Consider the following 24,152-nt stretch of genomic DNA (forward strand, 5'->3'; position numbering starts at 1 on the left):
TTATTTAATAGATGAAGTTTGTTTCAATACAAATTGCTCGATTGCGTGAGCAACACCATGTTCATTGTTTGTTAGTGTTACAACATCACATAGCTTTTTTACATCTTCTTCAGCGTTGCCCATTGCAACAGATAAGCCTGCTACTTCTAACATCGGTACATCATTAAAATTATCACCAATAGCAACTGTATCTTCAATAGGGATATTAAAATGAGCTGCCATCTGCTGTATCCCGTTTCCTTTATGTCCATTCTTATCCATAATTTCTAAGTTAGTAGGAGCCGATGCTGTAACCATAATATCAGCATCTTCTTGTAATATACTTAATAGTTGTGCGCGATGCGCTGCATTAAACGTTAAAATGAAGAATTTAGATATTTCTAGTTCTTGGTTATTTACAACATCTTCTATTTTTTTGAAATCAGTAATTAGGTTCGATTTCTTTTGCTTTTCTGTAATTCGTTCAAGTTCCTCTAATGTAACATCAAGCGCATGCTTATTTTCTTCGAATGCTTGCATCACTTGATCTTGCCATGTATATGGAGAATAAACTCCTTTATTCGTATATAGCTTATATGGGAAACCTTCAGATTCTAGTAATTTTGCAAGTTTGTAAACTTTGTCGTTTTGTATACAACGCGAGTTAATTACTTTTCCATCCACATAAACAATAGCCCCATTGCTTGCTCCGACTGGAAGAGATAATTTATATTCTTCCAATAGCTTTAAAGCATCCTCTTTCGCACGACCAGAACAGATCATTACAATATGACCAGCTTCTTGTGCAGTTTGGATTGCTTGTAGGTTTTCTTTGGAGATTTCAAGATTAGATGATAGTAGTGTACCATCCATATCTAATGCGATTAATTTCAAAATGACCACCTCTTTGTTTTTATTATACATAGTTATATAGAGGAAACATATAAACTTATCTTGGAAAGACGGTATTTTATCTCATATTAAAAGTAAGTAAAGATTAGATAGGTTTAGTGTCACTAAATAAACGATTTGTAACAAAAATAGAGAGGAATATGACGACATTTCACTTTATGACTGTAATGTTACACGAATGTTACAAACGTGAACTAAGTGAAAAACGCATTAAATAAAGGTTTTTGAGGGTTATTATAAAAAAACGTAAAAAAAGTGTAATAAATTTTACGTAATTATATTGCAACGTAATAATAGTTATGTTACATTAATGTTACAAACGTTACGTTATCAAATTTAATGTAACGTTAACATAAAAACTATGAAATAAACATTTCTTAGAAATTACATATAGATAACTTATAAAAAGGGAGGATAAATGATATGAAAGAGCAAGTATTACAAGTAACAAAAGGTGATTTCGTAGGATCAGCAAGTGGAGCGGTAGTATTAACAGCATTAATCGTATTTCTATCAAGCGTATTAGTATAATAGAAGCTTTGTAACAAAAGAAAAGGAAGGGAGAATGAAAGGTATGAAAGAGCAAGTATTACAAGTAACAAAAGGTGATTTCGTAGGATCAGCAAGTGGAGCGGTAGTATTAACAGCGTTAATCGTATTTCTATCAAGCGTATTAGTATAATAGAAGCTTTGTAACAAAAGAAAAGGAAGGGAGAATGAAAGATATGAAAGAGCAAGTATTACAAGTAACAAAAGGTGACTTCGTAGGATCAGCAAGTGGAGCAGTAGTATTAACAGCGTTAATCGTATTTCTATCAAGCGTATTAGTATAATAGAAGCTTTGTAACAAAAGAAAAGGAAGGGAGAATGAAAGATATGAAAGAGCAAGTATTACAAGTAACAAAAGGTGACTTCGTAGGATCAGCAAGTGGAGCGGTAGTATTAACAGCATTAATCGTATTTTTATCAAGTGTATTAGTATAATAGAAGTTTTAAATCAAACAAAAAAGGAAGGAGAATGAGGGATATGAACAGTGAACAAGTGTTTCAAGTAACAAAAACAGATTTATTAGGATCCTTAGGTGGAGCGGTAATATTAACATCATTTATTCTATTCCTTGCAAATGTATTAGTATGAGATATATAAATACAATCATTCAAAAAAAATAAAGACTCTAACGTATTAGTAAGTAGTTAATATGTTGGAGTCTTTTTTATATTCTTCTTATATCCCCTCAAGTATTAAAGTTACCTCATTATCCAGCATGCATGGCTAATTAAACGTTGCGGTTGAAACTTGATTCAACGAATAATCAAAAATCCACTGAATAAAATCCCGCTTTATTTCAAAGAGAAAAAAGTCGAATTTTATATGTAAGAAAAAAAGAGGAATTTGACAGAAAAGATAGAAAATTTTAAAGGTCAGAATTTGTTAGCTTGCTAACTAATTTCTATTAATTAACGTTGGAAGCGTTTTCGGTTGGTTTTAAGTATGGACCATTTAATCTATTTACAGGGGGATGAAGATATTATGAAACAAAAATCTATGGATACGCTAGCTGCACAAATGGAGGACTTTTTTCCAGTACGTGATGTAGATCATTTGGAATTTTACGTAGGGAATGCAAAGCAATCGAGTTATTATCTTGCGAGAGCGTTCGGATTCAAAATTGTGGCTTACTCTGGATTAGAAACTGGAAACCGTGAAAAGGTATCTTATGTTCTTGTGCAAAAAAATATGCGTTTCGTTGTGTCTGGAGCTTTAAGTAGTGAAAATCGTATTGCAGAGTTTGTAAAGACTCATGGTGATGGCGTGAAGGATGTGGCACTACTTGTTGATGATGTTGATAAAGCATACTCAGAAGCAGTGAAACGTGGTGCCGTCGCAATTGCTCCACCGCAGGAATTAACAGATGAGGACGGTACATTGAAAAAAGCAGTTATTGGTACGTATGGTGATACAATTCATACGCTTGTAGAGCGTAAAAATTATAAAGGGGCATTTATGCCAGGATTCCAAAAGGTAGAATTTAATATTCCATTTGAAGAGTCTGGTTTAATTGCTGTTGATCATGTAGTTGGTAATGTTGAAAAAATGGAAGAGTGGGTTAGTTATTACGAGAATGTTATGGGCTTTAAACAAATGATTCATTTTGATGATGACGATATTAGTACAGAGTATTCGGCGTTAATGTCGAAAGTTATGACGAATGGAAGTCGTATTAAGTTTCCTATTAACGAACCAGCAGATGGAAAGAGAAAGTCACAAATTCAAGAGTATCTAGAATTCTATAATGGAGCTGGTGTACAACATCTTGCTTTATTAACAAGTGATATTGTTAAAACAGTTGAAGCGCTTCGTGCAAATGGGGTGGAGTTTTTAGATACACCTGATACTTATTATGATGAGTTAACTGCACGAGTTGGAAAAATCGATGAAGAAATTGATAAGTTAAAAGAATTAAAGATTTTAGTAGATCGTGATGATGAAGGTTACTTACTACAAATCTTTACGAAACCAATTGTAGATCGCCCGACTTTATTTATTGAAATCATTCAACGTAAAGGTTCTCGTGGATTTGGTGAAGGAAACTTTAAAGCGTTATTCGAATCAATTGAAAGAGAACAAGAGCGTCGCGGAAACTTATAAGATTTGTATCCACCAGCAAAAGTCCCTTTGCTGGTGGAAATTTCATTTTTATAAGGAGGAATCAGGATGAAATTTGTTACATTTCGTCTTCCTTCAAAAGAACTACGGGCTGGATGGCTTGAAGGTGACAAAGTAATAGATATGAATCTTGCTAGTGAAGGGAAAATCCCTTCTTCTATGATTGCTTTTTTAGAGAAAGCGGATGAGTATGTAGAGGTAGTGCGGAATATTAAGAATCCAAATAAGGGTATATATGCTTTAGAAGAAGTACAATTGACAGCTGCTCTTCCTAATCCGAGTAGTATTCGAGATTTTTACGCATTTGAACAACATGTAAAAACAGCTCGCGGACGAAGAGGATTAGATGTTGTGCCTGAATGGTATGATATTCCGGTTTTTTATTTTACTAATCATCGTGCTGTAATTGGTTCCAGTGATTTTGTAATTGGTCCGAAAAAGTCTAAAAAGCTTGATTATGAGTTGGAGATTGCTTGCGTAATAGGAAGAGAAGGGCGAAATATTTCTCGTGAGCAAGCAGAGGAATATATTTTTGGTTATTGTATTATGAACGACTGGAGTGCGAGAGACTTACAAGCAACAGAAATGAAAGTAGGTCTCGGTCCAGCGAAAGGAAAAGACTTTGCAACTTCTTTAGGAGCACATCTTGTTACGAAAGAGGAATTAGACGTTTATCGTAATGGTGATAGATATAATTTAGAAATGACTGCTCATGTAAATGGAAAACTATTATCAAAAGGAAACTTCCAAGATATTTACTATACATTTGCTGAAATGATTGAACGTGCTTCAGAGGACGTTACGTTATATCCAGGAGATGTGATTGGTTCTGGGACAGTAGGAACAGGATGTATTTTAGAACTGGGTACAGAAGAGTGGCTACAAGATGGAGATGTTGTAGAACTGTCGATTACTGGTTTAGGTACACTACGTAATACGATCAAAAAAGAAAAGGAAGCGGGTGATGGGCATGTTTTATCGTCACATGGGAGAACTACCTCATAAACGACATGTACAATTTCGTAAAAAAGATGGATCGCTTTATCGTGAACAGGTAATGGGAACAAAAGGTTTTTCTGGTACGCAGTCTATTTTGTATCATCATTATATGCCCACAGAAGTAGGTCATTCTGCATTATCGCATTCTTGTCAGTTGCAGTATGAAGAGGATGTTGCTCTTTCTCATCGCCACTTTCGAACGAAAGAAAGTAAAAAAAGTGGTGATGCAATAAGTGGACGGAATTTCATACTTGGAAATGAAGATTTATTAATTGGAGTAGTGAGTCCAACAGAAAAAATGGATTATTTCTATCGTAATGGTGATGGCGACGAAATGTTATTTGTTCATTATGGAACAGGGAAAATTGAAACGATGTTTGGAACGATTCACTATAGAAAAGGCGACTATGTAACGATTCCAATTGGAACGATTTATCGTGTTATTCCAGATGAAGGAGAGACTAAGTTTCTTGTTGTAGAGGCGAATAGCCAAATTACAACGCCGCGTCGTTATCGAAATGAATACGGACAATTGTTAGAGCATAGTCCGTTTTGTGAAAGAGATCTTCGTGGTCCAGAAAAATTAGAGACATATGATGAAAAAGGCGAGTTTGTCGTAATGACAAAATCAAGAGGCTATATGCATAAACATGTTTTAGGACACCACCCGTTAGATGTTGTGGGATGGGATGGCTATTTATATCCGTGGGTATTTAATGTAGAGGATTTTGAACCAATTACAGGGCGCATTCATCAGCCACCGCCAGTACATCAAACATTTGAAGGACATAATTTTGTTATTTGCTCTTTCGTACCACGTTTATACGATTATCATCCAGAGTCAATTCCGGCACCATATTATCATAGTAATGTTAATAGTGATGAAGTTCTTTACTATGTAGAAGGAAACTTTATGAGTCGCAAAGGTGTGGAAGAAGGTTCTATTACACTTCATCCGAGCGGGATTCCCCATGGACCGCATCCGGGGAAAACAGAGGCAAGTATAGGGAAGAAAGAGACGCTTGAATTAGCTGTTATGATAGACACATTCCGTCCGCTTCGTATTGTAAAACAAGCACATGAAACAGAAGATGAAAAGTATATGTATAGCTGGATTGAACAAGGTTCATATACTGTGAAATAAGTAAAAAAGGCATGCTCTCAATAAGGGGGCATGCCTTGTTCACGGAATCGACATGTATAATAATACCAAAAAAATAATGGGAAGATATATAGAAAGAATAATAAGGATTGTGCATATTCAGAAGAATTTCTACTTGTTTCGACAAAAGTATTGACTAGGAAAAGCGTAATGAGTAAAATAAAAAAGCGAATTAAAAATTTTCAGAAAATTTAAAACTTGGAGGAGTGAAAGATGAAGCAAATTTTTCAAAAGAAGCCAATTGCAAAGTTAATGCAAGAAAGTAAGCAAAAAACGTTAGCAAGAACATTGGGCGCGCTAGATTTAACTATGCTTGGAATCGGAGCAATTGTTGGAACTGGTATTTTTGTTCTAACGGGTGTTGTGGCAGCGAAACATTCTGGGCCAGCTATTATATTATCATTTGCGATTGCCGCTCTAGCTTGTGCCTTTGCTGCATTTTGTTATGCTGAATTTGCTTCTTCAGTTCCTGTCTCGGGCAGTGTGTATACGTATACATACGCGACGATGGGAGAAGTATTCGCATTTTTAATTGGCTGGGACTTAATGCTGGAATATTTACTTGCTACATCTGCTGTAGCGAACGGTTGGTCTGCATATTTTCAATCTTTATTAAAGGGGTTTGGAATTCATATTCCGACTATTCTCTCCTCGGCTCCTGGTACAGGTAAGGGTGGAATAATTGATCTACCTGCAGTTCTAATTATTTTAGTGATGACAGTTCTTTTATCTAGGGGTGTTCGTGAAAGTGCACGAGTAAATAACATTATGGTATTTATTAAAATAGCAGTTGTTCTTATTTTTATCTTTGCTGGTTTTAATTATGTGAAACCTGAAAACTGGACGCCTTTTATCCCATTTGGTTTAGATGGTGTAATGGCTGGAGCGGCTACAGTATTCTTCGCATTTATAGGATTTGATGCAGTTTCAACAGCGGCAGAAGAAGTGAAACGTCCGCAACGTGATTTACCAATTGGTATTATTGCATCGTTATTAATTTGTACAGTTCTTTATATCGTTGTTTCGCTTATTTTGACAGGAATTGTTCCATACGGACAGCTAAATATATCAGATCCAGTTGCTTTTGCACTTCAATTTATTGGACAAGATGGTTTAGCGGGGGTAATTTCAGTAGGAGCAATTACAGGAATTACAACAGTAATGCTAGTTATGATGTATGGACAAGTTCGTGTTTCTTATGCGATGAGTCGAGATGGTTTACTACCGAAGCGTCTTGCTAAAGTTCATCCGAAATTTAAAACGCCATTTTTAAATACATGGACAACGGGAATTATTGCGGCACTGATTTCAGGATTAATAGATTTAAATGTTTTAGCACATCTTGTAAATATGGGGACATTGTCAGCATTTGCACTCGTAGCTGTTGCGGTAATCGTAATGAGAAGAACACATCCAGACTTACCAAGGGCATTTAAGGCTCCGCTTGTACCATTTTTACCAGCATTAACAGTGATCTTCTGTTTATACTTAATGCTTCAATTATCAGGGACAGCATGGATTAGTTTTGGGATATGGATGGTTATTGGTATAGCGGTTTACTTTTTATATAGCCGAAAACATAGTGCTTTAAATAATAGTAAAAAAGAAGAAGATGTTGCAAATTTATAAGCGAAAAAATCCATTCTAATTCTGTTAGAATGGATTTTTTTATTTGAAAATTTACATTTTTTTGAACTTATTATAAGATAATTGTTGGCTAACTAAAGGGGTGAAATGATGAAAAATACGTGGCGTGAGTTAAGGGAGATGGACCGTAACGTATGGATTCGATTTATTGGAGAGACGTTAAATGGAATTGCAATGATGATGTTAATGCCTTTTTTTGCATTATATTTAAAAGATAAGGTAGATTCGTTGTTGGAAGTTGGGGTTATTATGGCGCTTTCTCCAATTGCTGCAAGTTTTGGATCACTTATAGGAGGGAGAATTGCTGACATATATGGAAGAAAGCCTATTATGATATTTTCTATGGCAAGTAATGCATTATTAATGCTCGGTTTTCTATTTATAGAAGGATTTATTCCATATGCAATTTTATCTATTTTTTTAGGGTTGAGTAATTCTTTATTTCATCCAGCTGCATCAGCTATGGTCGCGGATGTAACGGCACCAGAAAAAAGAACAGAGGCATATGGTTTATTACGAATGGGACACAATATAGGTGCTGCGATTGGTCCGATAATGGGAGCATCAGTAGTTGTGTTGTCAAAGAACCTTGTGTTTATTATTGCCTCTTCTACAATGCTATTTTATGCGTTACTTGTATTACTTCTTATTCAAGAGACGATGCCAAAAAGGACAGATAAGGAAGAACATAAAGAAAAGGAAGCTGGGACAGTTTGGAAAATTGTAATGCGAGATAAGGTATTAATGATTTACTTATTAGCAGGCATTATCATTTCGATGGGGTTTTCTCAAACCGAAGGCATGTTGCCACTACATTTTGATAATGAAATGAAGCATATTTTTGGAACGAATAATCCATATCCATATTTAATGGCGTTAAACGGACTATTAGTTGTTTTATTCCAGTTTCAAATTTCAAAATGGGCTACGGATAAACCGGTCGGGAAGACGATGTTATATGGTGCATGTTTATTCGGGATTGGATTATTTTTTATAGGGTGGTTACCGAAGTGGTTTGGAGAATTTAATACAAATGCTACAATTATTTTAATAACACTACTGTTCGTTTATGCTTTATATACGTTAGGTGAAATGATTATGTCGCCTGTACAGATGACATTTGTAGCAAATTTGGCCCCTGAGCATTTGAGAGGGACTTATATGGGAGCTGCAAGTTTGCAGTGGATTACAGGAAGCGCATTTGGTCCACTTTTGGGCGGTTTTTTATTAGATCGATTACTTGGTCACTTTCTATTTACAATTTTAGCTGTAGGATGTGTAGTTGCAGGTATTGTATATGTTTCTTTAGATCGCCTTGTTGAGCAAAGGCAAAAAGACACACTAACCAAACAATCTTCTTAGTGAATAGATGACATACACAAAAAAGGGGATTTCTACATATTTTAGGTACATAACTAGATTAGATTGCCATTTTATTTTGTGTAGCTATATAGAAAATGAAATGAAAAACCAATAAGTGATGTTATTTAATTATTTATGGAAGTTACATTTTATTTCAAATAGGAACTACCTATTTTTATAAAAAGTGCTAAAATAGAAAAATGAAAACAATTGGTTAGGGTGATTTCATTGACGAAAATTAAATTAGGTTTATTATATGGTGGAAAATCAGCTGAGCATCAAGTTTCGCTACAGACGGCTCTTGCTGCTATTAAAGCGTTAAATCAAGATAAATTCGAGATTCATCCAATTTATATTACAGAACAAGGTCAATGGGTACGTGGTGAGCGTATTGAAGGCGAAGTAACAGATGTTGAAGCTTTAAAAATGAGCGGTGCAGAAAATGCGATTTCTCCGTTATCATTAAGTACAGAAATTATCCCATCTGCAGCTTCTGAGGAGAACGCTATTGACGTTATTTTCCCATTACTACATGGATCAAACGGTGAAGATGGAACGGTTCAAGGACTATTAGAATTAATGAATATCCCTTATGTAGGAAATGGTGTTCTAGCATCATCTGCTGGTATGGATAAAGTTGTTATGAAAAACATCTTTGCAGAGGCTGGTTTAAAACAAGCAAAATATGCATCCTTCATTCGTAGTGCATGGGAAAAAAATCGTGAGGAAGCTTATTCTAAAGTAGAAGATAAGTTAGGATATCCTTGCTTCGTAAAACCAGCGAACCTTGGTTCAAGTGTTGGTATTAATAAGTGTAAAAATCGTGAAGAACTTGAGGATGCATTTGTAGAGGCATTCCAATTTGATCGCAAAATTATTGTAGAAGAAAATATTGTAGGTCGTGAAGTAGAAGTTGGGGTACTAGGTAATGATGAGCCGAAATGTTCAGTTGTAGGTGAAATCGTTCCGAAAAAGGACTTCTATGATTATAAGTCGAAATATATCGATGGTGATACGGCGCTAATTATTCCAGCTGAAATGACAGAAGAAGAATCTAATGTAATTAAGCGTGATGCGATTATTGCATTCCAATCATTAGACGGTGCAGGTTTAACGCGAGCTGATTTCTTCTTAACGAAAGATGGAGAAGTGTATATTAACGAAGTAAACACAATGCCAGGATTTACACCGTTCAGTATGTTCCCTCTATTATGGCAACATACTGGGTTACCGTATCCAGAATTAATCGAAGAGCTAATTCGTTTAGCGATTGAACGTCACGAAGAAAAACAAAAAATTAAATATACAATCTAACAAAAAAGGAGGAAGCACTATTCATAGGAATAGTGCTTCCTCTATGTAAGGAGCGTTTATATATGATAAAGCGAATGTTAAAGCAAGTGGAACAGATGGTAAATGGTACTGAATTAGCAGAGCAATATGAGGGAATTACTATTCAAGGCGTGTCTATTGATACGAGAAAAATTGAAAAAGGAAACTTGTATGTTCCGATTCAAGGGGAGCGCTTCGATGGACATGCTTTTGTAGATAAAGCTGTTGAAAATGGAGCTGTGGCTACATTATGGATGAAAGATGTAGCGAATCCACCTGAGAATCTTCCGGTTATTTTTGTAGAAGACACGCTATCGGCATTGCAAATGTTAGCGAAAAACTATCGCGATCAATTGGATGTTAAAGTTGTAGGTGTAACGGGTAGTAACGGTAAAACATCTACGAAAGATATTGTAACAAGTCTTCTTGCGACTAAATTCAAAGTGCAAAAAACAGAAGGGAACTTCAATAACCATATCGGATTACCTCTTACCATTTTAAACTTAGAAGAAAATACAGAAGTAGCAGTATTAGAGATGGGTATGTCAAGCCGAGGCGAAATTGAATTCTTATCTAAGTTAGCTCGTCCTAATGCAGCTATCATTACAAATATTGGTGAGGCACATTTAATGGATTTAGGATCTCGTGAGGCAATTGCTGAAGCGAAATTAGAAATTGTTACAGGATTACAAGAAGGTGGCGTGTTCGTATATAACGGAGATGAGCCTTTATTAACGAATCGTGTTCCTGGAATGAATTTAGCAGCAGAAACGGTTACGTTTGGTGATGCAAGAGCAAACGATTATTATCCCACGACTGTAACATTACAAGCAACTGGGACACATTTCAAAATGAATAGAGATGAAAATATTTCATTCTACTTACCGGTGTTAGGAAAACATAATGTGTATAATACACTTGCTTCAATGGCAATTGCGAAACATTTTGGTGTAACGTGGGAAGAGATGAAAGAAGGTTTAGTAACACTTCAAATGACGGGCATGCGTATGGAAATTGTGAAAACAAATAGTGGTTTAACAATTATCAACGATGCTTATAATGCAAGCCCGACGGCTATGGAAGCAGCATTCCATTTAATGAATGGTTTAGATGGTTTTGCTAAAAAAATCGTTGTGCTCGGTGATATGTTAGAACTTGGAGATCAAGAAGTACAGTTCCATTATGAGGTAGGAAAATTAATCGATCCAGCAAAAATCTCACATGTATTCACATACGGTAGATTAGGGGCTCAAATTGCTGAAGGAGCAAAAATTAATTTCCCTAATGAACGTGTAAAGGCGTATGATAATAAAGAAGAGTTAGTAAAAGATTTACAAGCAGTAGTCGATGTGAAAGATGTTGTATTAATAAAAGCATCTCGCGGTATGAAATTAGAAGAAGTAATTACGATGTTGAAATAATTGGTGTATATAAATAGGGATGATAGTTACGAAAATAGAAGAAACTTATAATAAGCGCTTACAGTAAATATAAAAAAATAAAAGTGAAGAAAAAAACTCTGAATATGAAAATAAGGTAACAGTTGGGTTTGCTTTTTACACATACAAAACTTATAATTGATAAAGTGTAATAACGTTTAGAAGTATTTTCGTGAAGAATATACGCCCGTTTATATACGTGAGCATTCAGGAAAAGGGCTTTTCCGCAAATTCGGAAAACGCCTTTTTTTAAATGATAAGTATAGGATAGAAAAGGAGAAGTAACATTGACAACATTTCGAGAATTAGGATTAAGTGATTCTTTACTGCAATCTGTTGAAAGTATGGGCTTTGAAGAGGCTACACCAATTCAAGCTGAAACAATTCCACATGCATTGCAAGGTAAAGATATTATTGGGCAAGCGCAAACAGGTACAGGGAAAACAGCAGCATTCGGATTACCACTATTAGATAAAGTGGATACACATAAAGAATCGGTTCAAGGTATTGTTATCGCGCCAACGCGTGAATTAGCAATTCAAGTTGGAGAAGAATTATACAAAATTGGTAAGCATAAACGCGTTCGTATTTTACCGATTTATGGTGGTCAAGATATTAACCGCCAAATTCGTGCTCTAAAAAAACACCCACACATTATTGTTGGTACGCCGGGTCGTATTTTAGATCATATTAACCGTAAAACACTTCGTCTGCAAAACGTAGAGACAGTTGTTCTTGACGAAGCGGATGAAATGTTAAACATGGGCTTCATTGAAGACATTGAAGCAATTTTAACAGATGTGCCAGAAACACATCAAACATTACTATTCTCAGCGACAATGCCGGATCCAATCCGCCGTATTGCTGAGCGTTTCATGACTGAGCCTCAACACATTAAAGTAAAAGCAAAAGAAGTAACAATGCCAAACATTCAGCAGTTCTATTTAGAAGTGCAAGAAAAGAAAAAGTTTGACGTGTTAACACGCTTATTAGATATTCAATCTCCAGAGCTTGCAATCGTATTTGGTCGTACAAAGCGTCGTGTTGATGAATTATCAGAAGCATTAAACTTACGTGGTTATGCTGCAGAAGGTATTCACGGTGATTTAACTCAGGCGAAACGTATGTCTGTATTACGTAAATTTAAAGAAGGTTCTATTGAAGTTCTTGTTGCAACAGACGTTGCTGCGCGTGGTCTTGATATTTCAGGCGTAACGCACGTATATAACTTCGATATTCCACAAGATCCAGAATCATACGTTCACCGTATCGGTCGTACTGGTCGTGCAGGTAAAAAAGGTATTGCAATGCTATTTGTAACACCACGTGAATCAGGACAATTAAAAAATATCGAGCGTACAACAAAACGTAAAATGGACCGTATGGATGCACCGACACTTGACGAGGCATTAGAAGGTCAACAACGTTTAATCGCTGAAAAGCTTCAAAGCACAATTGAAAATGAAAACTTAGCATACTACAAGCGTATTGCAGAAGAAATGTTAGAAGAAAATGACTCTGTAACAGTAGTAGCTGCTGCTTTAAAAATGATGACTAAAGAGCCGGATACAACTCCGATCGCTTTAACATCAGAACCACCTGTTGTTTCAAGAGGCGGCGGTTCTAAAAAACGCGGCGGTAACGGAGGCGGATACCGTGATGGTAACCGTAATCGTAGTCGTGATGGACGCGGCGGTGGCGATGGACGTAATCGTGACCGTAACCGTGATGGACGTAATCGTGACGGAAACCGTGATCGCAATCGTGATGGTAACCGCGATCGTAATCGTGATGGTGGTAGTCGTGGTCGTAGAGGTGAAGGCCAAGGTCGCCCTGGTTCTTCAAATGGACGCGGCGAAAGAAAACATCATAGCCGTCCACAAGCTTAATAAAAAAAAGAGAATGCCCTTTGCGGGCATTCTCTTTTTTTATTTCTATAATTGTGCATACTACATAATAGTTATGATAGAAAAGGGGCTGTTATATGCTTGTAAGGCTTGGTTACGTTGCGATGAGTGTGCATTTGAAGAATGCATCTCCATCTCAAACGATGACGTATGCACAGTTTCAGAAATTAGATGATCGTGATGCTGCAATTCGTAAGCTTGAAAGAATTGCTAATTCCAATTTAGAAAATTGTTTACGTTTATTAAAGCATAATAAAGGGCATGACATATCTTTCTTTCGGCTCAGTTCAAAGCTCATTCCTTTAGCGAATCATGAGGAATTGCTAGAGTGGAACTATATTCGTCCGTTAAAAGAAAATTTAAAAAAACTAGGTGAATATGCAGTTCATATGAATATGAGAATTGATTTCCATCCAGATCATTTTGTTGTACTAAATTCACCTGAAGAGAGTGTTTTTAAACAATCTGTAAAAACATTGCAGATGCACAAAAAATTATTAAAAGGCATGGGGATTGAACATAAGCAACGATGTGTACTGCATGTTGGAGGAGGATATAAAGATAAAGAACTTGCATTAGAGCGCTTTATAGAGAATTGGTCGAATGTCCCAAGGGGTATTCAAGAAATGATTATATTAGAAAATGATGATACAACCTTTACGTTAGAGGAAACATTATATTTAGGAGAAAAATTAGATATTCCCGTCGTATTTGACTTGCATCACCATATGATGAATAATGAGCAAGAAGATTGGTATGAAGATTGGGCACGTGTTGTTCATACGTGGGAAACGTCTTTGTTGCCGATTAAAATGCATATCTCTAGCCCTAGAGAGGGAAAAGATCCAAGAGCTCATGCAGATTATATTAATGTAGACGCATTTTTATCTTTTTTAAGAAGGATGTAACTACTCAGCCACCTTTCGGTGTCTTTTTTAAATTTTACTAGTTTCATATGCCTCCCATTTGTAAATACTGAGTATATCAAACAGGGGAGGTGAATCTTATGGTCGATCGAAAAATTATTTTAGATACATATAAAAAAGGACCTGAAGCTGTTATTTCTTTATTTGAAGAAACATTTTCTAAGTTAGAAAAACGTATACAAGAACTAGAAAATGCTTCAAAAAAAAACTCCAAAAATAGTCATAAGCCACCTTCTACAGATGGTTTGGGTAAGCCCGTTACAAAAAGTTTGCGCAAACCGTCTCATCGTCAAACGGGTGGCCAGTTGGGCCACAAGGGACATACTCTTGGTTTGACAGCGACTCCAGATCATACGATTACACATTCTCCTACATATTGTACTTGTTGTCATACTTCCTTGAACCACGAGCCTGTAAAAGGGTATCGCATTCGCCAAGTGTATGACTTACCACCTATTCAGATCGAAGTGACAGAACATAAAGTAGAACAGAAAGAATGCCCACATTGCCATTCTATCCAAGAAGCCCAATTTCCTTCGACAGTATCTCGTCCTGTTCAATATGGTCCAAATATAAAAAGACTGATTCCCTATTTAACGCATTATCAATGCATTTCTTTGAAGCGAACAAAAGAATTCTTTCAGGATTGTTTTGGACATTCTATAAGCGAAGGAACCCTGGTAAATCATACACAGGCTTTCGCTTCTCAATTGCAGCCATTCATAAAAGAAGTAAAGGAAAAGATTCTGCAGTCTCCTGTTGTCCATTTTGATGAAACTGGTATGCGTGTAGAAAACAAAACACAATGGTTACATACTGCCAGTACACCGGAGGTGACATTGCAACATATTCATCAAAAACGTGGAAAAGAAGCAATGGATGCTGGAGAAATCTTGCCATCTTTTTCTGGAATTGCGATGCATGATGGTTGGAAATCGTATGATGCGTATACAGATTGTCGTCACGTTTTATGTAATGCCCATCTCTTACGAGATTTACAAGGAATTATAGATAGTACTGGAGAACAATGGGCACAACAGATGCAGAAATTTCTAACGCAAGCGTTGACGATGAAAAAGCAATCCGAAGGTACCATGCCAAAAGCGACGCAAAAGAATCTGTTTATTATGTATCAATCCATATTGAAAGAACAACAGATTCTTTCCACGAAACAAAAGAAGAAAGGAAAGCAGACGCCTTCTCAAAATTTATGGAATCGCTTCGTCAAGTATTCTGACAGAATTCTAGCGTTTTTAGAACATCCAGCCATTCCATTTGATAACAATCAAGCAGAACGGGATATTCGGATGACGAAAGTAAAACAGAAAGTGTCTGGGACTTTCCGAAGTAAGAAAGGCGCAGAATCTTTTTGTCAGATACGAAGCTTTATGAGTACCATGAAAAAACAAAAACAATCGGTCTTACAAGCGATAAACCAAGTCATAGAAACTAGAACGGTTCCTTGGAATAACACGACTTCATAAGAGAATTTCTCTATTTGGCATAGATTCTTTCTCTGATTGGAGTATTTTCTTTTCATGTTTTCGAATCGGAAACATGTATTTGGCCTGTTTTTTTATTTGAAGAAGCTGAGTAGTTACAGAAGGATAAAGGGAAGTGTTCCGCAAATTGATTGTATGATTGAGGCGAAGATGAAGGATGAGTCTTTATTTCAATTAATGAGAGATTTAAGTGAACAAGTAGATGTAGAAATTATCGATGGTGCAAGCTTTTATATTAAATAAGCTTTGCACCATCGTTTTTTTTTGTTAAAAAAGGGGTTAAAATGCCACCGGTTATTAAACCTGTTAAATGACTGATCGGATTGGCAGAAGGGTTAAAGAAAGTAAATAGCAGTAATAGAAGTATCATAATTGAGAAAATGGCAATTTCTTTTGGTTTTGAAGAGCGGTATCGATTGTACAATAAAAATAACTGTGCACCTAATAGTCCGAAAATACCACCTGATGCACCTGCGTGAATATATTCAAGCGGCATAATAATATAAGAAGAAATATTTCCAGAAATTCCAGAGAGAAAAAATAGAATAAAAAAAGAAAAGTGTCCGAGTTGCTTTTCGATAGAAGAACCAAGAGCAAACAAAAAAATACTATTAGAAAGAAAATGTTGTAAGTCTACGTGTACGAGAAGAGAAGTTATGACACGCCACCATTCTCCTTTCGCGATATATTCATTAGAGGCTGCCAGTGGTAAGAGAAAAAAGTCGCCTAATATCATCATGACTAAATGAATAAGCAGTAAGGTAAGAATAGTCGGTTGTAAAGAAATATGAGTGGATCTTATTAGCATACGGTTACTATCACCCCTTTTGCATCAGAAAGATTCTCTGTTATTCTTATCAATATGAAAGAAGAAAGTTAAATAGAAGAAGGGGATTTTGAAATGATTATAGGGATTGGTATCGATATTATTGAATTAAATCGTATTGAAAAAATGCTAGATGGAAAGCTTAAATTTATGGAACGTATTTTAACGGAAAATGAACGTAATGTTGCTATGGAGCTGAAAGGAAGTCGCCTTACAGAGTTTGTAGCTGGAAGGTTTGCAGCGAAAGAGGCGTATTCAAAAGCTGTAGGTACTGGTATCGGAAAAGAAGTGAGTTTTTTAGATATTGAAGTGAAAAATGATGAAAGAGGTAAGCCAATTCTGATTACAAGTACAGAGTATATTGTTCATTTATCAATTAGTCATAGTAAGGAATTTGCTGTTGCTCAAGTTGTTTTAGAAAGCTTGTCACGCTAGTCTGCATATTTTATATCTTTGTCTCATATATTTGAGGTAGCGATAAGGAAGGTACATCTTCCATTCATTTATAGGGGCAAAGGGGCTGAATTGATGAAAAGGCGTCTGTTTTTAGTTCTTGTCGGTTTGTTGACCGTTTTTGTGTTGGCGGGTTGTATGGAAAAGAAGCAAGATGATGTCGTGAGAGATTTAGAATCAAAAGTAAAAGGGATGAAAAGTTATCAAGCTGAGGCAAAATTATCTATTAAAACAGGCAATGAGCCTCAAGAGTATAACGTAGAGATTTGGCATAAGGAACCGTCTTTTTATCGTGTGAATTTAAAAAATGCAAAAAAAGATCAGAGCCAAATTATTTTGAGAAATGAAGAAGGTGTATTTGTATTAACGCCAGCACTTAATAAGAGCTTCCGTTTTCAAAGTGATTGGCCGCAAAATAGTAGCCAGGCTTATTTATATGAATCACTTGTAAGAGATATTTTGCAGGACAAGAAAAACCTTACTTTTGAGAAAACAGATAAGTATTATATTTTTAAAACAAAAACAAACTATCAACATCAAAATATGTTGCCGAGACAAGAGATTACATTGAATAAGAGCGACTTGACTCCAGTTTCAGTGAAGTTAATGGATAATGATCAAAATGTTCTTGTGAAAGTAGATTTCTCTAAAGTGAAATTCGATGCGAAATTTGATAAAGGTGCATTTGATACGAAACAAAATATGTCTAGAGCGCAGGTAGATGTTCAAACAACAGCGAAAGAAGACAAACCGTTTGCTATTTTGTATCCACTTGATACACCACAAGGTATGACTCTGCAAGATGAAAAAGAGTTGAAGACAGACAGTGGCAAGCGTGCGATACTCACATACACTGGAAATAAGAAATCCTTTACTTTAATACAAGAAAAGGCAAAAGTTGCAGAGGCATCATCAGCGGTAAGTGTAAGTGGAGAACCAGTTGATCTTGGATTTACGATTGGTGCATTAACGAAAGACTCTGTAACGTGGTCGCATAACGGAGTAGAATATATGCTCGTGTCTAAAGGTTTAGAGCCGAAGGAGCTGTTAATGGTTGCTCGTTCAGTTACAGCGAAGCAGGTGAAGTAAACTTCTTAGACGTGGTGATATATGTGCACCACGTCTTTTCTTAGTTTGAAGGTGGATTTCATAAAAGAAGCATATAAAAGAATAAGCTTCGCATATCGTGTATAAGGAAGTGTATTTATGGAAGAAGCGCCATTTTACCGTGACACTTGGGTGGAAGTGGATTTAGATGCCATTTATAACAACGTTACACATATTAAAGAGTTCATCCCAAGTAATGTAGAGATTTTTGCTGTAGTTAAAGCAAACGCATATGGGCACGATTATGTACCGGTGGCTAAAACGGCATTAGAAGCAGGTGCAACAAGGTTAGCTGTTGCTTTTTTAGATGAAGCTTTAGTGCTTCGGAGGGCTGGTATTACTGAGCCGATTTTAGTGTTAGGTCCCTCGCCGCCGCGTGATGTAAATGTAGCTGCTGAAAATGATGTAGCGCTAACGGTTTTTCAAAAAGAATGGGTGGACGAAGCAATTAAACTTTGGGATGGTTCATCTGTAATGAAATTCCATATTAACTTTGATAGTGGTATGGGGAGAATTGGAATACGTGAAAGAAAAGAGCTAAAAGAATTTTTAAAGAGTTTAGAGGGTGCACCGTTTTTAGAGTTAGAAGGAGTATACACGCATTTTGCAACGGCAGATGAAGTTGAGACTTCGTATTTTGATAAGCAATATAACACGTTCTTAGAGCAGTTAAGTTGGTTGAAAGAATTCGGAGTGGATCCTAAGTTTGTTCATACAGCTAATAGTGCTGCGACGTTACGTTTTCAAGGGATTACATTTAATGCAGTGCGAATTGGGATTGCAATGTATGGATTATCTCCTTCTGTAGAAATACGTCCTTTTTTACCATTTGAATTAGAACCGGCGCTATCACTTCATACGAAAGTCGCTCATATTAAACAGGTAATTAAAGGTGATGGAATTAGTTATAACGTCACCTACCGAACGAAAACTGAAGAATGGATTGCGACTGTAGCGATTGGCTATGCAGATGGGTGGCTTAGGAGGTTACAAGGATTTGAAGTGCTTATAAATGGTAAAAGGGTACCGATTGTAGGGCGAGTAACAATGGATCAGTTCATGATTCATCTTCCTTGTGAAGTGCCACTTGGTACGAAAGTTACGCTTATTGGAAGGCAAGGAGATGAGTATATTAGCGCTACAGAGGTTGCGGAATACTCAGGGACTATTAATTATGAAATTATTGCAACGATCAGTTTCCGTGTGCCGAGAATATTTATACGGAATGGTAAGGTTGTAGAGATAATTAATTACTTGAACAATATATAGAAGGTAGTATGATTGCTTCTTGTCATTGGAGTGACTGTTCATTGCTGGATAATAAGCTCTTTTTGATGAGAAGCTTTTTACTTATAATCATTTTTTATATAAGTTGCACGTAAGTTTTGAAGAGGAGTTCTATTGTTTTTAGTTAGTTATGAGATAAAAAATTTAAGAAGATGAATGTTTTGTTTGTGAATTGGAAAACATAAGCAAGGAATAAGGAAGTCTTTGCAACAGGCTCCATACAATGGTATTATTACAATAGGTGTCATATATATATTTGGGTGTGTAGTTGACGGTGGAGGTGTATTTTTGTGTCCGAATCAAGTGTAACTACTGAAATCGTGGTTCGGTTGCCAAAGCAAATGGTAACGGAATTGGACGGAATTGGAAAACAAGAGAATAAGAATCGCCATGAACTAATTTGCCAGGCAACACAATTGTTATTGCGTCAACATAAGACGAAGAAACGCTACCAACATGAATCAATGCGACGTGGGTACATTGAAATGGGAAAAATTAATCTTGGTATTGCATCTGAAGCTTTCTTAGCAGAGTATGAAGCAGCTCATACAGTAGAACGCTTAGTTAGCGGGGGGTAATATTTTGATTGTAAAACGCGGCGACGTGTATTTTGCAGACCTTTCCCCAGTTGTTGGTTCTGAGCAAGGAGGCGTTCGTCCGGTTCTTGTCATTCAAAATGACATCGGAAATCGTTTTAGTCCAACGGTGATTGTAGCGGCTATTACTGCACAGATTCAAAAAGCGAAATTACCCACTCATGTGGAAATTGATGCGAAAAAGTACGGTTTTGAGAGAGATTCTGTTATTTTACTTGAGCAGATTCGAACAATCGATAAGCAGCGCTTAACGGACAAAATCACTCACTTAGATGAAGTGATGATGATTCGTGTAGATGAAGCGCTACAAATTAGTTTAGGACTAATAGATTTTTAAATCGGCAGTTTAAGTTGCTCTCTTTGAAGGGCAACTTTTTTTATTATAGAGGAGGTTACGGTTGTATATGGAAATGGTAGATAATCGACAAGCGTTAATGAAAATGTTAGTGAAAGAATTAGGCTTTACCGAAAAGCAAGTTCGTCATGTTATTCAATTAACAGAAGAAGGTAACACAGTTCCATTTATTGCTCGTTACCGAAAAGAATGGACAGGCTCTTTAGATGAGGTGCAAATTCGTACGATTTTAGAGAGATGGCAATATATGATGCAACTTGAAGATAGGAAGGAAGAAGTTCTTCGTCTTATTGATGAGAAGGGGAAACTGACAGAAGAGCTACGACAGCAAATTGTTAAAGCTACAAAGTTGCAAGAAGTAGAAGATCTATATCGTCCATATAAAGAGAAAAGAAGAACGAAAGCGACAGTTGCTAAAGAAAAAGGATTAGAACCATTAGCTGAATGGTTATTGTTATATAAGAAAGAAGATCCGGCTAAAAAGGCAGTGGAATTTATTAATGTAGAGAAAGAAGTGCAATCTGCAGAAGAAGCTTTACAAGGTGCACAAGACATTATTGCAGAAATGGTTTCAGATGAAGCTGCGTATCGTAGTTGGATTCGAAATGTTACTTTTAGAAAAGGTGTTATGTCTTCTTCCGTGAAAGATGAAGAAAAAGATGAAAAGAATATATATGAAATGTATTACAGTTATGAAGAACCATTGCAAAAAGTAGTACCACATCGTGTATTAGCAATGAATCGTGGCGAGAAAGAAGATATATTGAGAGTTGCTGTTGTTCCACCAGTAGATGAGATAGTAACCTTCTTAAATAAGAAAGTAATTCGTGATAACGATTCGAAAAGTGCACATTATGTACAATTAGCGATTGAAGATGGTTATAAACGATTAATTCAATCTTCAATCGAAAGAGAGATTCGTAAAGAATTAACAGAAACAGCTGAAGAACAAGCAATACATATTTTTTCTGAGAACTTACGTAACTTATTATTACAACCTCCGATGAAAGGGAAAGTCGTGCTAGCGGTAGATCCGGCATATAGAACTGGTTGTAAATTGTCTGTAGTAGATGATACGGGGAAAGTACTACATATCGATGTTATTTATCCGCATCCACCTGTTCGTAAATATGATGATGCAAAAACGAAAGTTCTTTCTATTATAGATAAATATCAAGTTGAAATGATTGCAATTGGTAATGGGACAGCATCTAGAGAAACAGAAGAGTTTATAGTAGATGTATTACAAAGCGTGAACCGAGATGTCTTTTATATTATTGTAAATGAAGCGGGTGCTAGTGTATATTCAGCTTCTGATTTAGCCCGTGAGGAATTCCCAAATTTACAAGTTGAAGAGAGAAGTGCCGTTTCTATTGGGAGACGTCTGCAAGATCCACTTGCTGAACTTGTGAAAATTGATCCTAAATCAGTTGGGGTTGGACAATACCAACATGATGTATCTCAAAAGAGACTGAATGAGTCATTAACATTTGTAGTAGAAACAGCTGTTAACCAAGTTGGGGTTAATGTAAATACGGCTTCGGTTGCATTGTTACAATATGTTTCAGGTTTATCGAAAACTGTTGCGAAAAATATTGTAGCAAAGAGAGAAGAAGATGGGAAATTCACGAAGCGCACGGAATTAAAGAAAATCCCACGTTTAGGTGCAAAGACTTATGAACAATGTATAGGTTTCTTACGTATACTAGAAGGAGCGAATCCATTAGATCGAACAGGTATTCATCCAGAGCAATATAAAAATGTTGAATTGTTATTGAAGAGTCTAGGGTTATCGATAGATGACGTAGGACAACCGCAATTACAAAAGAGATTGGAAGAAGTAGAGATTTCTAAGTTATCTCAAGAAACAGGAGTTGGGGAGCCGACGTTAGTTGATATTATAGATGCGCTTATTAGTCCTGAACGAGATATGAGGGATGAGTTGCCTAAACCACTTTTGAAAAAAGGGATTTTGAAATTAGAAGATTTAAAACGTGGTATGGAACTAGAAGGAACAGTTCGTAACGTTGTTGATTTTGGTGCTTTTGTTGATGTTGGTGTAAAGCAAGATGGTTTAGTACATATTTCTAAACTTAGCAAACAGTTTGTAAAGCATCCGTTAGATGTTGTATCAGTAGGGCAAATTGTAAAAGTATGGGTAGATGATATTGATACAAAAAAAGGACGCGTTGCACTATCTATGTTGCCGATTGAATAGTAAGAGAAGAGAGCAGATGAAACTGCTCTTTTTTTATGAAATAAAAAGTGTAATGGATTATGAGCTTTGATGTATTTTGCTATAATAAAACCAGCATTCATTTAATAACTTAATTTGATACCGGTTTTTTTCGAAATATGCACGTTGCATTTGTTTTTTTAGCCACGTAGGCATAGGAATCCCTCCTTGTTTAATCCTGCTCTCAAAAATCTAAAATGCTATTGATGAGAGGTTGGTGAGTGGATTTCTATTCATGTTTTGTTTTTAGAAACCACGCTTCTTACATGAGGATGGGTATATGTACTATTTAATATATGTATAAGAAGGGAGAAAAGTGTAAAAATATTTTTTTGTTTAGGAGGAATGAGAGTGGATGAGCAAGAAATTCAGCGACTAGTGGAAGAAGTGTCACTACAATACTTTGAGATGCCGTTCTTACATAAAGCGGTGTTTAATAATAGATTACGTACAACTGGTGGGCGTTATTTATTGAAGAGTCATAATATCGAACTGAATTATCGATATTACGAATTGTATGGTGAAGAAGAGTTAGTCGGGATTATTAAACATGAGCTTTGTCATTATCACTTACATATTGCAGGAAGAGGGTATAAGCACGGGGACAGGGATTTTCGTGAGTTGTTAAAGAAAGTTGATGCACCACGTTTTTGTAAACGAATGATTAATGAAGAGAAGGAAAAAAAGATTTATAAGTATGAATGTATGGAGTGTTCACTTCAATATGTAAGAAGGCGTCAAATAAATATAAAAAGATATGTCTGTGGAAAGTGTAAAGGGAAACTCAAACCGATATCGAAAACATCTTGACAGTAAAAACGCAATCCAGTATATTATAAACATGTCACGTTTGAACAAGATGTTGTTAAAAACATCTTGACTTACAGAGAGAATTTTTATAAGATACAAATTGTCTTCATTATTCCGCAGTAGCTCAGTGGTAGAGCTATCGGCTGTTAACCGATCGGTCGTAGGTTCGAGTCCTACCTGCGGAGCCATACAGAGAAGTACCCAAGTGGCTCAAGGGGCTCCCCTGCTAAGGGAGTAGATCGCTAACGCGGTGCGAGGGTTCGAATCCCTTCTTCTCTGCCATACATATTGGCCCGTTGGTCAAGTGGTTAAGACACCGCCCTTTCACGGCGGTAACACGGGTTCGAATCCCGTACGGGTCACCACTTCGGAGGATTAGCTCAGCTGGGAGAGCACCTGCCTTACAAGCAGGGGGTCGGCGGTTCGATCCCGTCATCCTCCACCATATAATTTTATATGAATAGTATTGTCGCGGGGTGGAGCAGCACGGTAGCTCGTCGGGCTCATAACCCGAAGGTCGCAGGTTCAAATCCTGTCCCCGCAACCAAATGGTCCCGTGGTGTAGTGGTTAACATGCCTGCCTGTCACGCAGGAGATCGCCGGTTCGACCCCGGTCGGGACCGCCATTTTAACTTCTGCTATATAGC

24 protein-coding genes, 6 tRNA genes and 2 pseudogenes are annotated in these 24,152 nt (G+C 36.5%); 29 read left to right on the plus strand and 3 right to left on the minus strand.

Annotation, left to right across the window (positions count from 1 at the left end; all coding sequences use genetic code 11):
• Complete coding sequence (locus MHH55_RS29505; RefSeq protein WP_000766420.1) at positions 1 to 873, minus strand: Cof-type HAD-IIB family hydrolase; 873 nt, start codon at positions 871 to 873, stop codon at positions 1 to 3.
• Positions 874 to 1,314: 441 nt separating this feature from the next.
• Between MHH55_RS29505 and MHH55_RS29510 the strand changes: the two genes are divergently transcribed.
• The 16 genes and pseudogenes from MHH55_RS29510 to MHH55_RS29585 all read left to right on the plus strand — a co-directional run.
• Positions 1,315 to 1,422: a DUF3948 family protein gene (locus MHH55_RS29510; protein ID WP_000664237.1), complete on the plus strand. Its 108-nt coding sequence runs from the start codon at positions 1,315 to 1,317 to the stop codon at positions 1,420 to 1,422.
• A 43-nt stretch (positions 1,423 to 1,465) separates the two neighbouring features.
• Entirely contained in the window at positions 1,466 to 1,573 is a 108-nt protein-coding gene (locus tag MHH55_RS29515) for a DUF3948 family protein (protein ID WP_000664237.1), read from the plus strand.
• A 34-nt stretch (positions 1,574 to 1,607) separates the two neighbouring features.
• Complete coding sequence (locus MHH55_RS29520; protein WP_000654250.1) at positions 1,608 to 1,724, plus strand: DUF3948 family protein; 117 nt, start codon at positions 1,608 to 1,610, stop codon at positions 1,722 to 1,724.
• Between the two features lie 43 nt (positions 1,725 to 1,767).
• Positions 1,768 to 1,875: a DUF3948 family protein gene (locus MHH55_RS29525; protein ID WP_000664237.1), complete on the plus strand. Its 108-nt coding sequence runs from the start codon at positions 1,768 to 1,770 to the stop codon at positions 1,873 to 1,875.
• Positions 1,876 to 1,918: 43 nt separating this feature from the next.
• The gene (locus MHH55_RS29530; protein WP_001083690.1) at positions 1,919 to 2,029 is read left to right on the plus strand and encodes a DUF3948 family protein; all 111 of its coding nucleotides are present in this window, start codon (positions 1,919 to 1,921) and stop codon (positions 2,027 to 2,029) included.
• A 393-nt stretch (positions 2,030 to 2,422) separates the two neighbouring features.
• Positions 2,423 to 3,541 carry a 4-hydroxyphenylpyruvate dioxygenase gene (gene hppD, locus MHH55_RS29535; protein ID WP_000810922.1) on the plus strand — a complete coding sequence of 373 codons (1,119 nt, stop codon included), beginning with the start codon at positions 2,423 to 2,425 and terminating at the stop codon, positions 3,539 to 3,541.
• 66 nt (positions 3,542 to 3,607) lie between these two features.
• Positions 3,608 to 4,564, plus strand: a complete 957-nt coding sequence (locus MHH55_RS29540) for a fumarylacetoacetate hydrolase family protein (RefSeq protein WP_000674004.1) — start codon at positions 3,608 to 3,610, stop codon at positions 4,562 to 4,564.
• Positions 4,530 to 5,702, plus strand: coding sequence for a homogentisate 1,2-dioxygenase (locus MHH55_RS29545; protein WP_013141710.1), 1,173 nt, complete (start codon positions 4,530 to 4,532; stop codon positions 5,700 to 5,702). The genes MHH55_RS29540 and MHH55_RS29545 overlap by 35 nt, the downstream gene beginning before the upstream one ends.
• A gap of 231 nt (positions 5,703 to 5,933) precedes the next feature.
• A complete protein-coding gene (locus MHH55_RS29550) occupies positions 5,934 to 7,349 on the plus strand; it encodes an amino acid permease (RefSeq protein ID WP_078186877.1) in 1,416 nt (471 codons plus the stop codon).
• 108 nt (positions 7,350 to 7,457) lie between these two features.
• Positions 7,458 to 8,729 carry an MDR family MFS transporter gene (locus MHH55_RS29555; RefSeq protein WP_000799718.1) on the plus strand — a complete coding sequence of 424 codons (1,272 nt, stop codon included), beginning with the start codon at positions 7,458 to 7,460 and terminating at the stop codon, positions 8,727 to 8,729.
• 228 nt (positions 8,730 to 8,957) lie between these two features.
• Positions 8,958 to 10,043 carry a D-alanine--D-alanine ligase gene (locus MHH55_RS29560; RefSeq protein ID WP_078186876.1) on the plus strand — a complete coding sequence of 362 codons (1,086 nt, stop codon included), beginning with the start codon at positions 8,958 to 8,960 and terminating at the stop codon, positions 10,041 to 10,043.
• Positions 10,044 to 10,105: 62 nt separating this feature from the next.
• Complete coding sequence (murF, locus tag MHH55_RS29565) at positions 10,106 to 11,482, plus strand: UDP-N-acetylmuramoyl-tripeptide--D-alanyl-D-alanine ligase (RefSeq protein WP_000595957.1); 1,377 nt, start codon at positions 10,106 to 10,108, stop codon at positions 11,480 to 11,482.
• A 305-nt stretch (positions 11,483 to 11,787) separates the two neighbouring features.
• The gene (locus MHH55_RS29570) at positions 11,788 to 13,389 is read left to right on the plus strand and encodes a DEAD/DEAH box helicase (protein WP_000206592.1); all 1,602 of its coding nucleotides are present in this window, start codon (positions 11,788 to 11,790) and stop codon (positions 13,387 to 13,389) included.
• A gap of 95 nt (positions 13,390 to 13,484) precedes the next feature.
• Positions 13,485 to 14,312: pseudogene (gene uvsE, locus MHH55_RS29575) on the plus strand (UV DNA damage repair endonuclease UvsE); the annotation flags it as partial.
• Positions 14,313 to 14,413: 101 nt separating this feature from the next.
• On the plus strand, positions 14,414 to 15,817 hold the full coding sequence (gene tnpC, locus MHH55_RS29580) for an IS66 family transposase (RefSeq protein WP_100910632.1): 1,404 nt from the start codon (positions 14,414 to 14,416) through the stop codon (positions 15,815 to 15,817).
• A gap of 105 nt (positions 15,818 to 15,922) precedes the next feature.
• Positions 15,923 to 16,078, plus strand: a pseudogene (locus MHH55_RS29585) (UV DNA damage repair endonuclease UvsE); the annotation flags it as partial.
• Here MHH55_RS29585 and MHH55_RS29590 read toward each other — a convergent pair.
• Positions 16,071 to 16,643: a rhomboid family intramembrane serine protease gene (locus MHH55_RS29590; RefSeq protein ID WP_000908523.1), complete on the minus strand. Its 573-nt coding sequence runs from the start codon at positions 16,641 to 16,643 to the stop codon at positions 16,071 to 16,073. The pseudogene MHH55_RS29585 and the gene MHH55_RS29590 overlap by 8 nt on opposite strands.
• 93 nt (positions 16,644 to 16,736) lie before the next feature.
• Here MHH55_RS29590 and acpS point away from each other — a divergent pair, with 93 nt between their 5' ends.
• From acpS to MHH55_RS29620, 6 genes are all read left to right on the plus strand, one after another.
• On the plus strand, positions 16,737 to 17,096 hold the full coding sequence (gene acpS / locus MHH55_RS29595) for a holo-ACP synthase (RefSeq protein WP_000583416.1): 360 nt from the start codon (positions 16,737 to 16,739) through the stop codon (positions 17,094 to 17,096).
• Between the two features lie 156 nt (positions 17,097 to 17,252).
• Positions 17,253 to 18,203, plus strand: a complete 951-nt coding sequence (locus tag MHH55_RS29600; protein WP_002004297.1) for a LolA family protein — start codon at positions 17,253 to 17,255, stop codon at positions 18,201 to 18,203.
• A gap of 117 nt (positions 18,204 to 18,320) precedes the next feature.
• Complete coding sequence (gene alr, locus MHH55_RS29605) at positions 18,321 to 19,490, plus strand: alanine racemase (RefSeq protein WP_000390615.1); 1,170 nt, start codon at positions 18,321 to 18,323, stop codon at positions 19,488 to 19,490.
• A 308-nt stretch (positions 19,491 to 19,798) separates the two neighbouring features.
• Positions 19,799 to 20,086: an antitoxin EndoAI gene (locus tag MHH55_RS29610; protein WP_000004570.1), complete on the plus strand. Its 288-nt coding sequence runs from the start codon at positions 19,799 to 19,801 to the stop codon at positions 20,084 to 20,086.
• A gap of 4 nt (positions 20,087 to 20,090) precedes the next feature.
• Positions 20,091 to 20,441: a type II toxin-antitoxin system endoribonuclease NdoA gene (gene ndoA / locus MHH55_RS29615; RefSeq protein ID WP_000635963.1), complete on the plus strand. Its 351-nt coding sequence runs from the start codon at positions 20,091 to 20,093 to the stop codon at positions 20,439 to 20,441.
• A 67-nt stretch (positions 20,442 to 20,508) separates the two neighbouring features.
• Positions 20,509 to 22,677 (plus strand): Tex family protein, encoded by a 2,169-nt coding sequence (locus tag MHH55_RS29620; protein ID WP_000426242.1) that lies wholly within the window; start codon positions 20,509 to 20,511, stop codon positions 22,675 to 22,677.
• 57 nt (positions 22,678 to 22,734) lie between these two features.
• Here the strand turns inward: MHH55_RS29620 and cmpA are convergent, their stop codons facing one another.
• Positions 22,735 to 22,851, minus strand: a complete 117-nt coding sequence (gene cmpA, locus MHH55_RS29625) for a cortex morphogenetic protein CmpA (RefSeq protein WP_001143642.1) — start codon at positions 22,849 to 22,851, stop codon at positions 22,735 to 22,737.
• A 195-nt stretch (positions 22,852 to 23,046) separates the two neighbouring features.
• On the opposite strand from cmpA, the gene MHH55_RS29630 reads away from it, so the two are divergent.
• The 7 genes from MHH55_RS29630 to MHH55_RS29660 all read left to right on the plus strand — a co-directional run bounded on the left by MHH55_RS29630 (position 23,047) and on the right by MHH55_RS29660 (position 24,131).
• On the plus strand, positions 23,047 to 23,505 hold the full coding sequence (locus tag MHH55_RS29630; protein WP_000344231.1) for a SprT family protein: 459 nt from the start codon (positions 23,047 to 23,049) through the stop codon (positions 23,503 to 23,505).
• A 113-nt stretch (positions 23,506 to 23,618) separates the two neighbouring features.
• Positions 23,619 to 23,693, plus strand: a tRNA-Asn gene (locus tag MHH55_RS29635).
• A gap of 3 nt (positions 23,694 to 23,696) precedes the next feature.
• Positions 23,697 to 23,787: transfer RNA gene (locus MHH55_RS29640), tRNA-Ser, on the plus strand.
• 8 nt (positions 23,788 to 23,795) lie between these two features.
• Positions 23,796 to 23,870 (plus strand) — tRNA-Glu (locus MHH55_RS29645).
• Positions 23,871 to 23,874: 4 nt separating this feature from the next.
• A tRNA-Val gene (locus MHH55_RS29650) sits at positions 23,875 to 23,950 on the plus strand.
• 25 nt (positions 23,951 to 23,975) lie between these two features.
• Positions 23,976 to 24,052, plus strand: a tRNA-Met gene (locus tag MHH55_RS29655).
• Between the two features lie 3 nt (positions 24,053 to 24,055).
• Positions 24,056 to 24,131 (plus strand) — tRNA-Asp (locus tag MHH55_RS29660).
• Positions 24,132 to 24,152 lie beyond the last annotated feature (21 nt).

Source organism: Bacillus sp. FSL K6-2944, from assembly GCF_038005385.1.
In the GTDB taxonomy this organism is placed as follows: domain Bacteria; phylum Bacillota; class Bacilli; order Bacillales; family Bacillaceae_G; genus Bacillus_A; species Bacillus_A cereus.

Coding starts and splice junctions, on each gene's coding strand:
- MHH55_RS29510 (WP_000664237.1), top strand. CDS start 1,315: ATGAAAGAGCAAGTATTACAAGTAACAAAAGGTGATTTCGTAGGATCA.
- MHH55_RS29515 (WP_000664237.1), top strand. CDS start 1,466: ATGAAAGAGCAAGTATTACAAGTAACAAAAGGTGATTTCGTAGGATCA.
- MHH55_RS29520 (WP_000654250.1), top strand. CDS start 1,608: ATGAAAGATATGAAAGAGCAAGTATTACAAGTAACAAAAGGTGACTTC.
- MHH55_RS29525 (WP_000664237.1), top strand. CDS start 1,768: ATGAAAGAGCAAGTATTACAAGTAACAAAAGGTGACTTCGTAGGATCA.
- MHH55_RS29530 (WP_001083690.1), top strand. CDS start 1,919: ATGAACAGTGAACAAGTGTTTCAAGTAACAAAAACAGATTTATTAGGA.
- hppD (WP_000810922.1), top strand. CDS start 2,423: ATGAAACAAAAATCTATGGATACGCTAGCTGCACAAATGGAGGACTTT.
- MHH55_RS29540 (WP_000674004.1), top strand. CDS start 3,608: ATGAAATTTGTTACATTTCGTCTTCCTTCAAAAGAACTACGGGCTGGA.
- MHH55_RS29545 (WP_013141710.1), top strand. CDS start 4,530: ATGTTTTATCGTCACATGGGAGAACTACCTCATAAACGACATGTACAA.
- MHH55_RS29550 (WP_078186877.1), top strand. CDS start 5,934: ATGAAGCAAATTTTTCAAAAGAAGCCAATTGCAAAGTTAATGCAAGAA.
- MHH55_RS29555 (WP_000799718.1), top strand. CDS start 7,458: ATGAAAAATACGTGGCGTGAGTTAAGGGAGATGGACCGTAACGTATGG.
- murF (WP_000595957.1), top strand. CDS start 10,106: ATGATAAAGCGAATGTTAAAGCAAGTGGAACAGATGGTAAATGGTACT.
- tnpC (WP_100910632.1), top strand. CDS start 14,414: ATGGTCGATCGAAAAATTATTTTAGATACATATAAAAAAGGACCTGAA.
- MHH55_RS29590 (WP_000908523.1), bottom strand. CDS start 16,643: ATGCTAATAAGATCCACTCATATTTCTTTACAACCGACTATTCTTACC.
- acpS (WP_000583416.1), top strand. CDS start 16,737: ATGATTATAGGGATTGGTATCGATATTATTGAATTAAATCGTATTGAA.
- MHH55_RS29600 (WP_002004297.1), top strand. CDS start 17,253: ATGGAAAAGAAGCAAGATGATGTCGTGAGAGATTTAGAATCAAAAGTA.
- alr (WP_000390615.1), top strand. CDS start 18,321: ATGGAAGAAGCGCCATTTTACCGTGACACTTGGGTGGAAGTGGATTTA.
- MHH55_RS29620 (WP_000426242.1), top strand. CDS start 20,509: ATGGAAATGGTAGATAATCGACAAGCGTTAATGAAAATGTTAGTGAAA.
- cmpA (WP_001143642.1), bottom strand. CDS start 22,851: ATGCCTACGTGGCTAAAAAAACAAATGCAACGTGCATATTTCGAAAAA.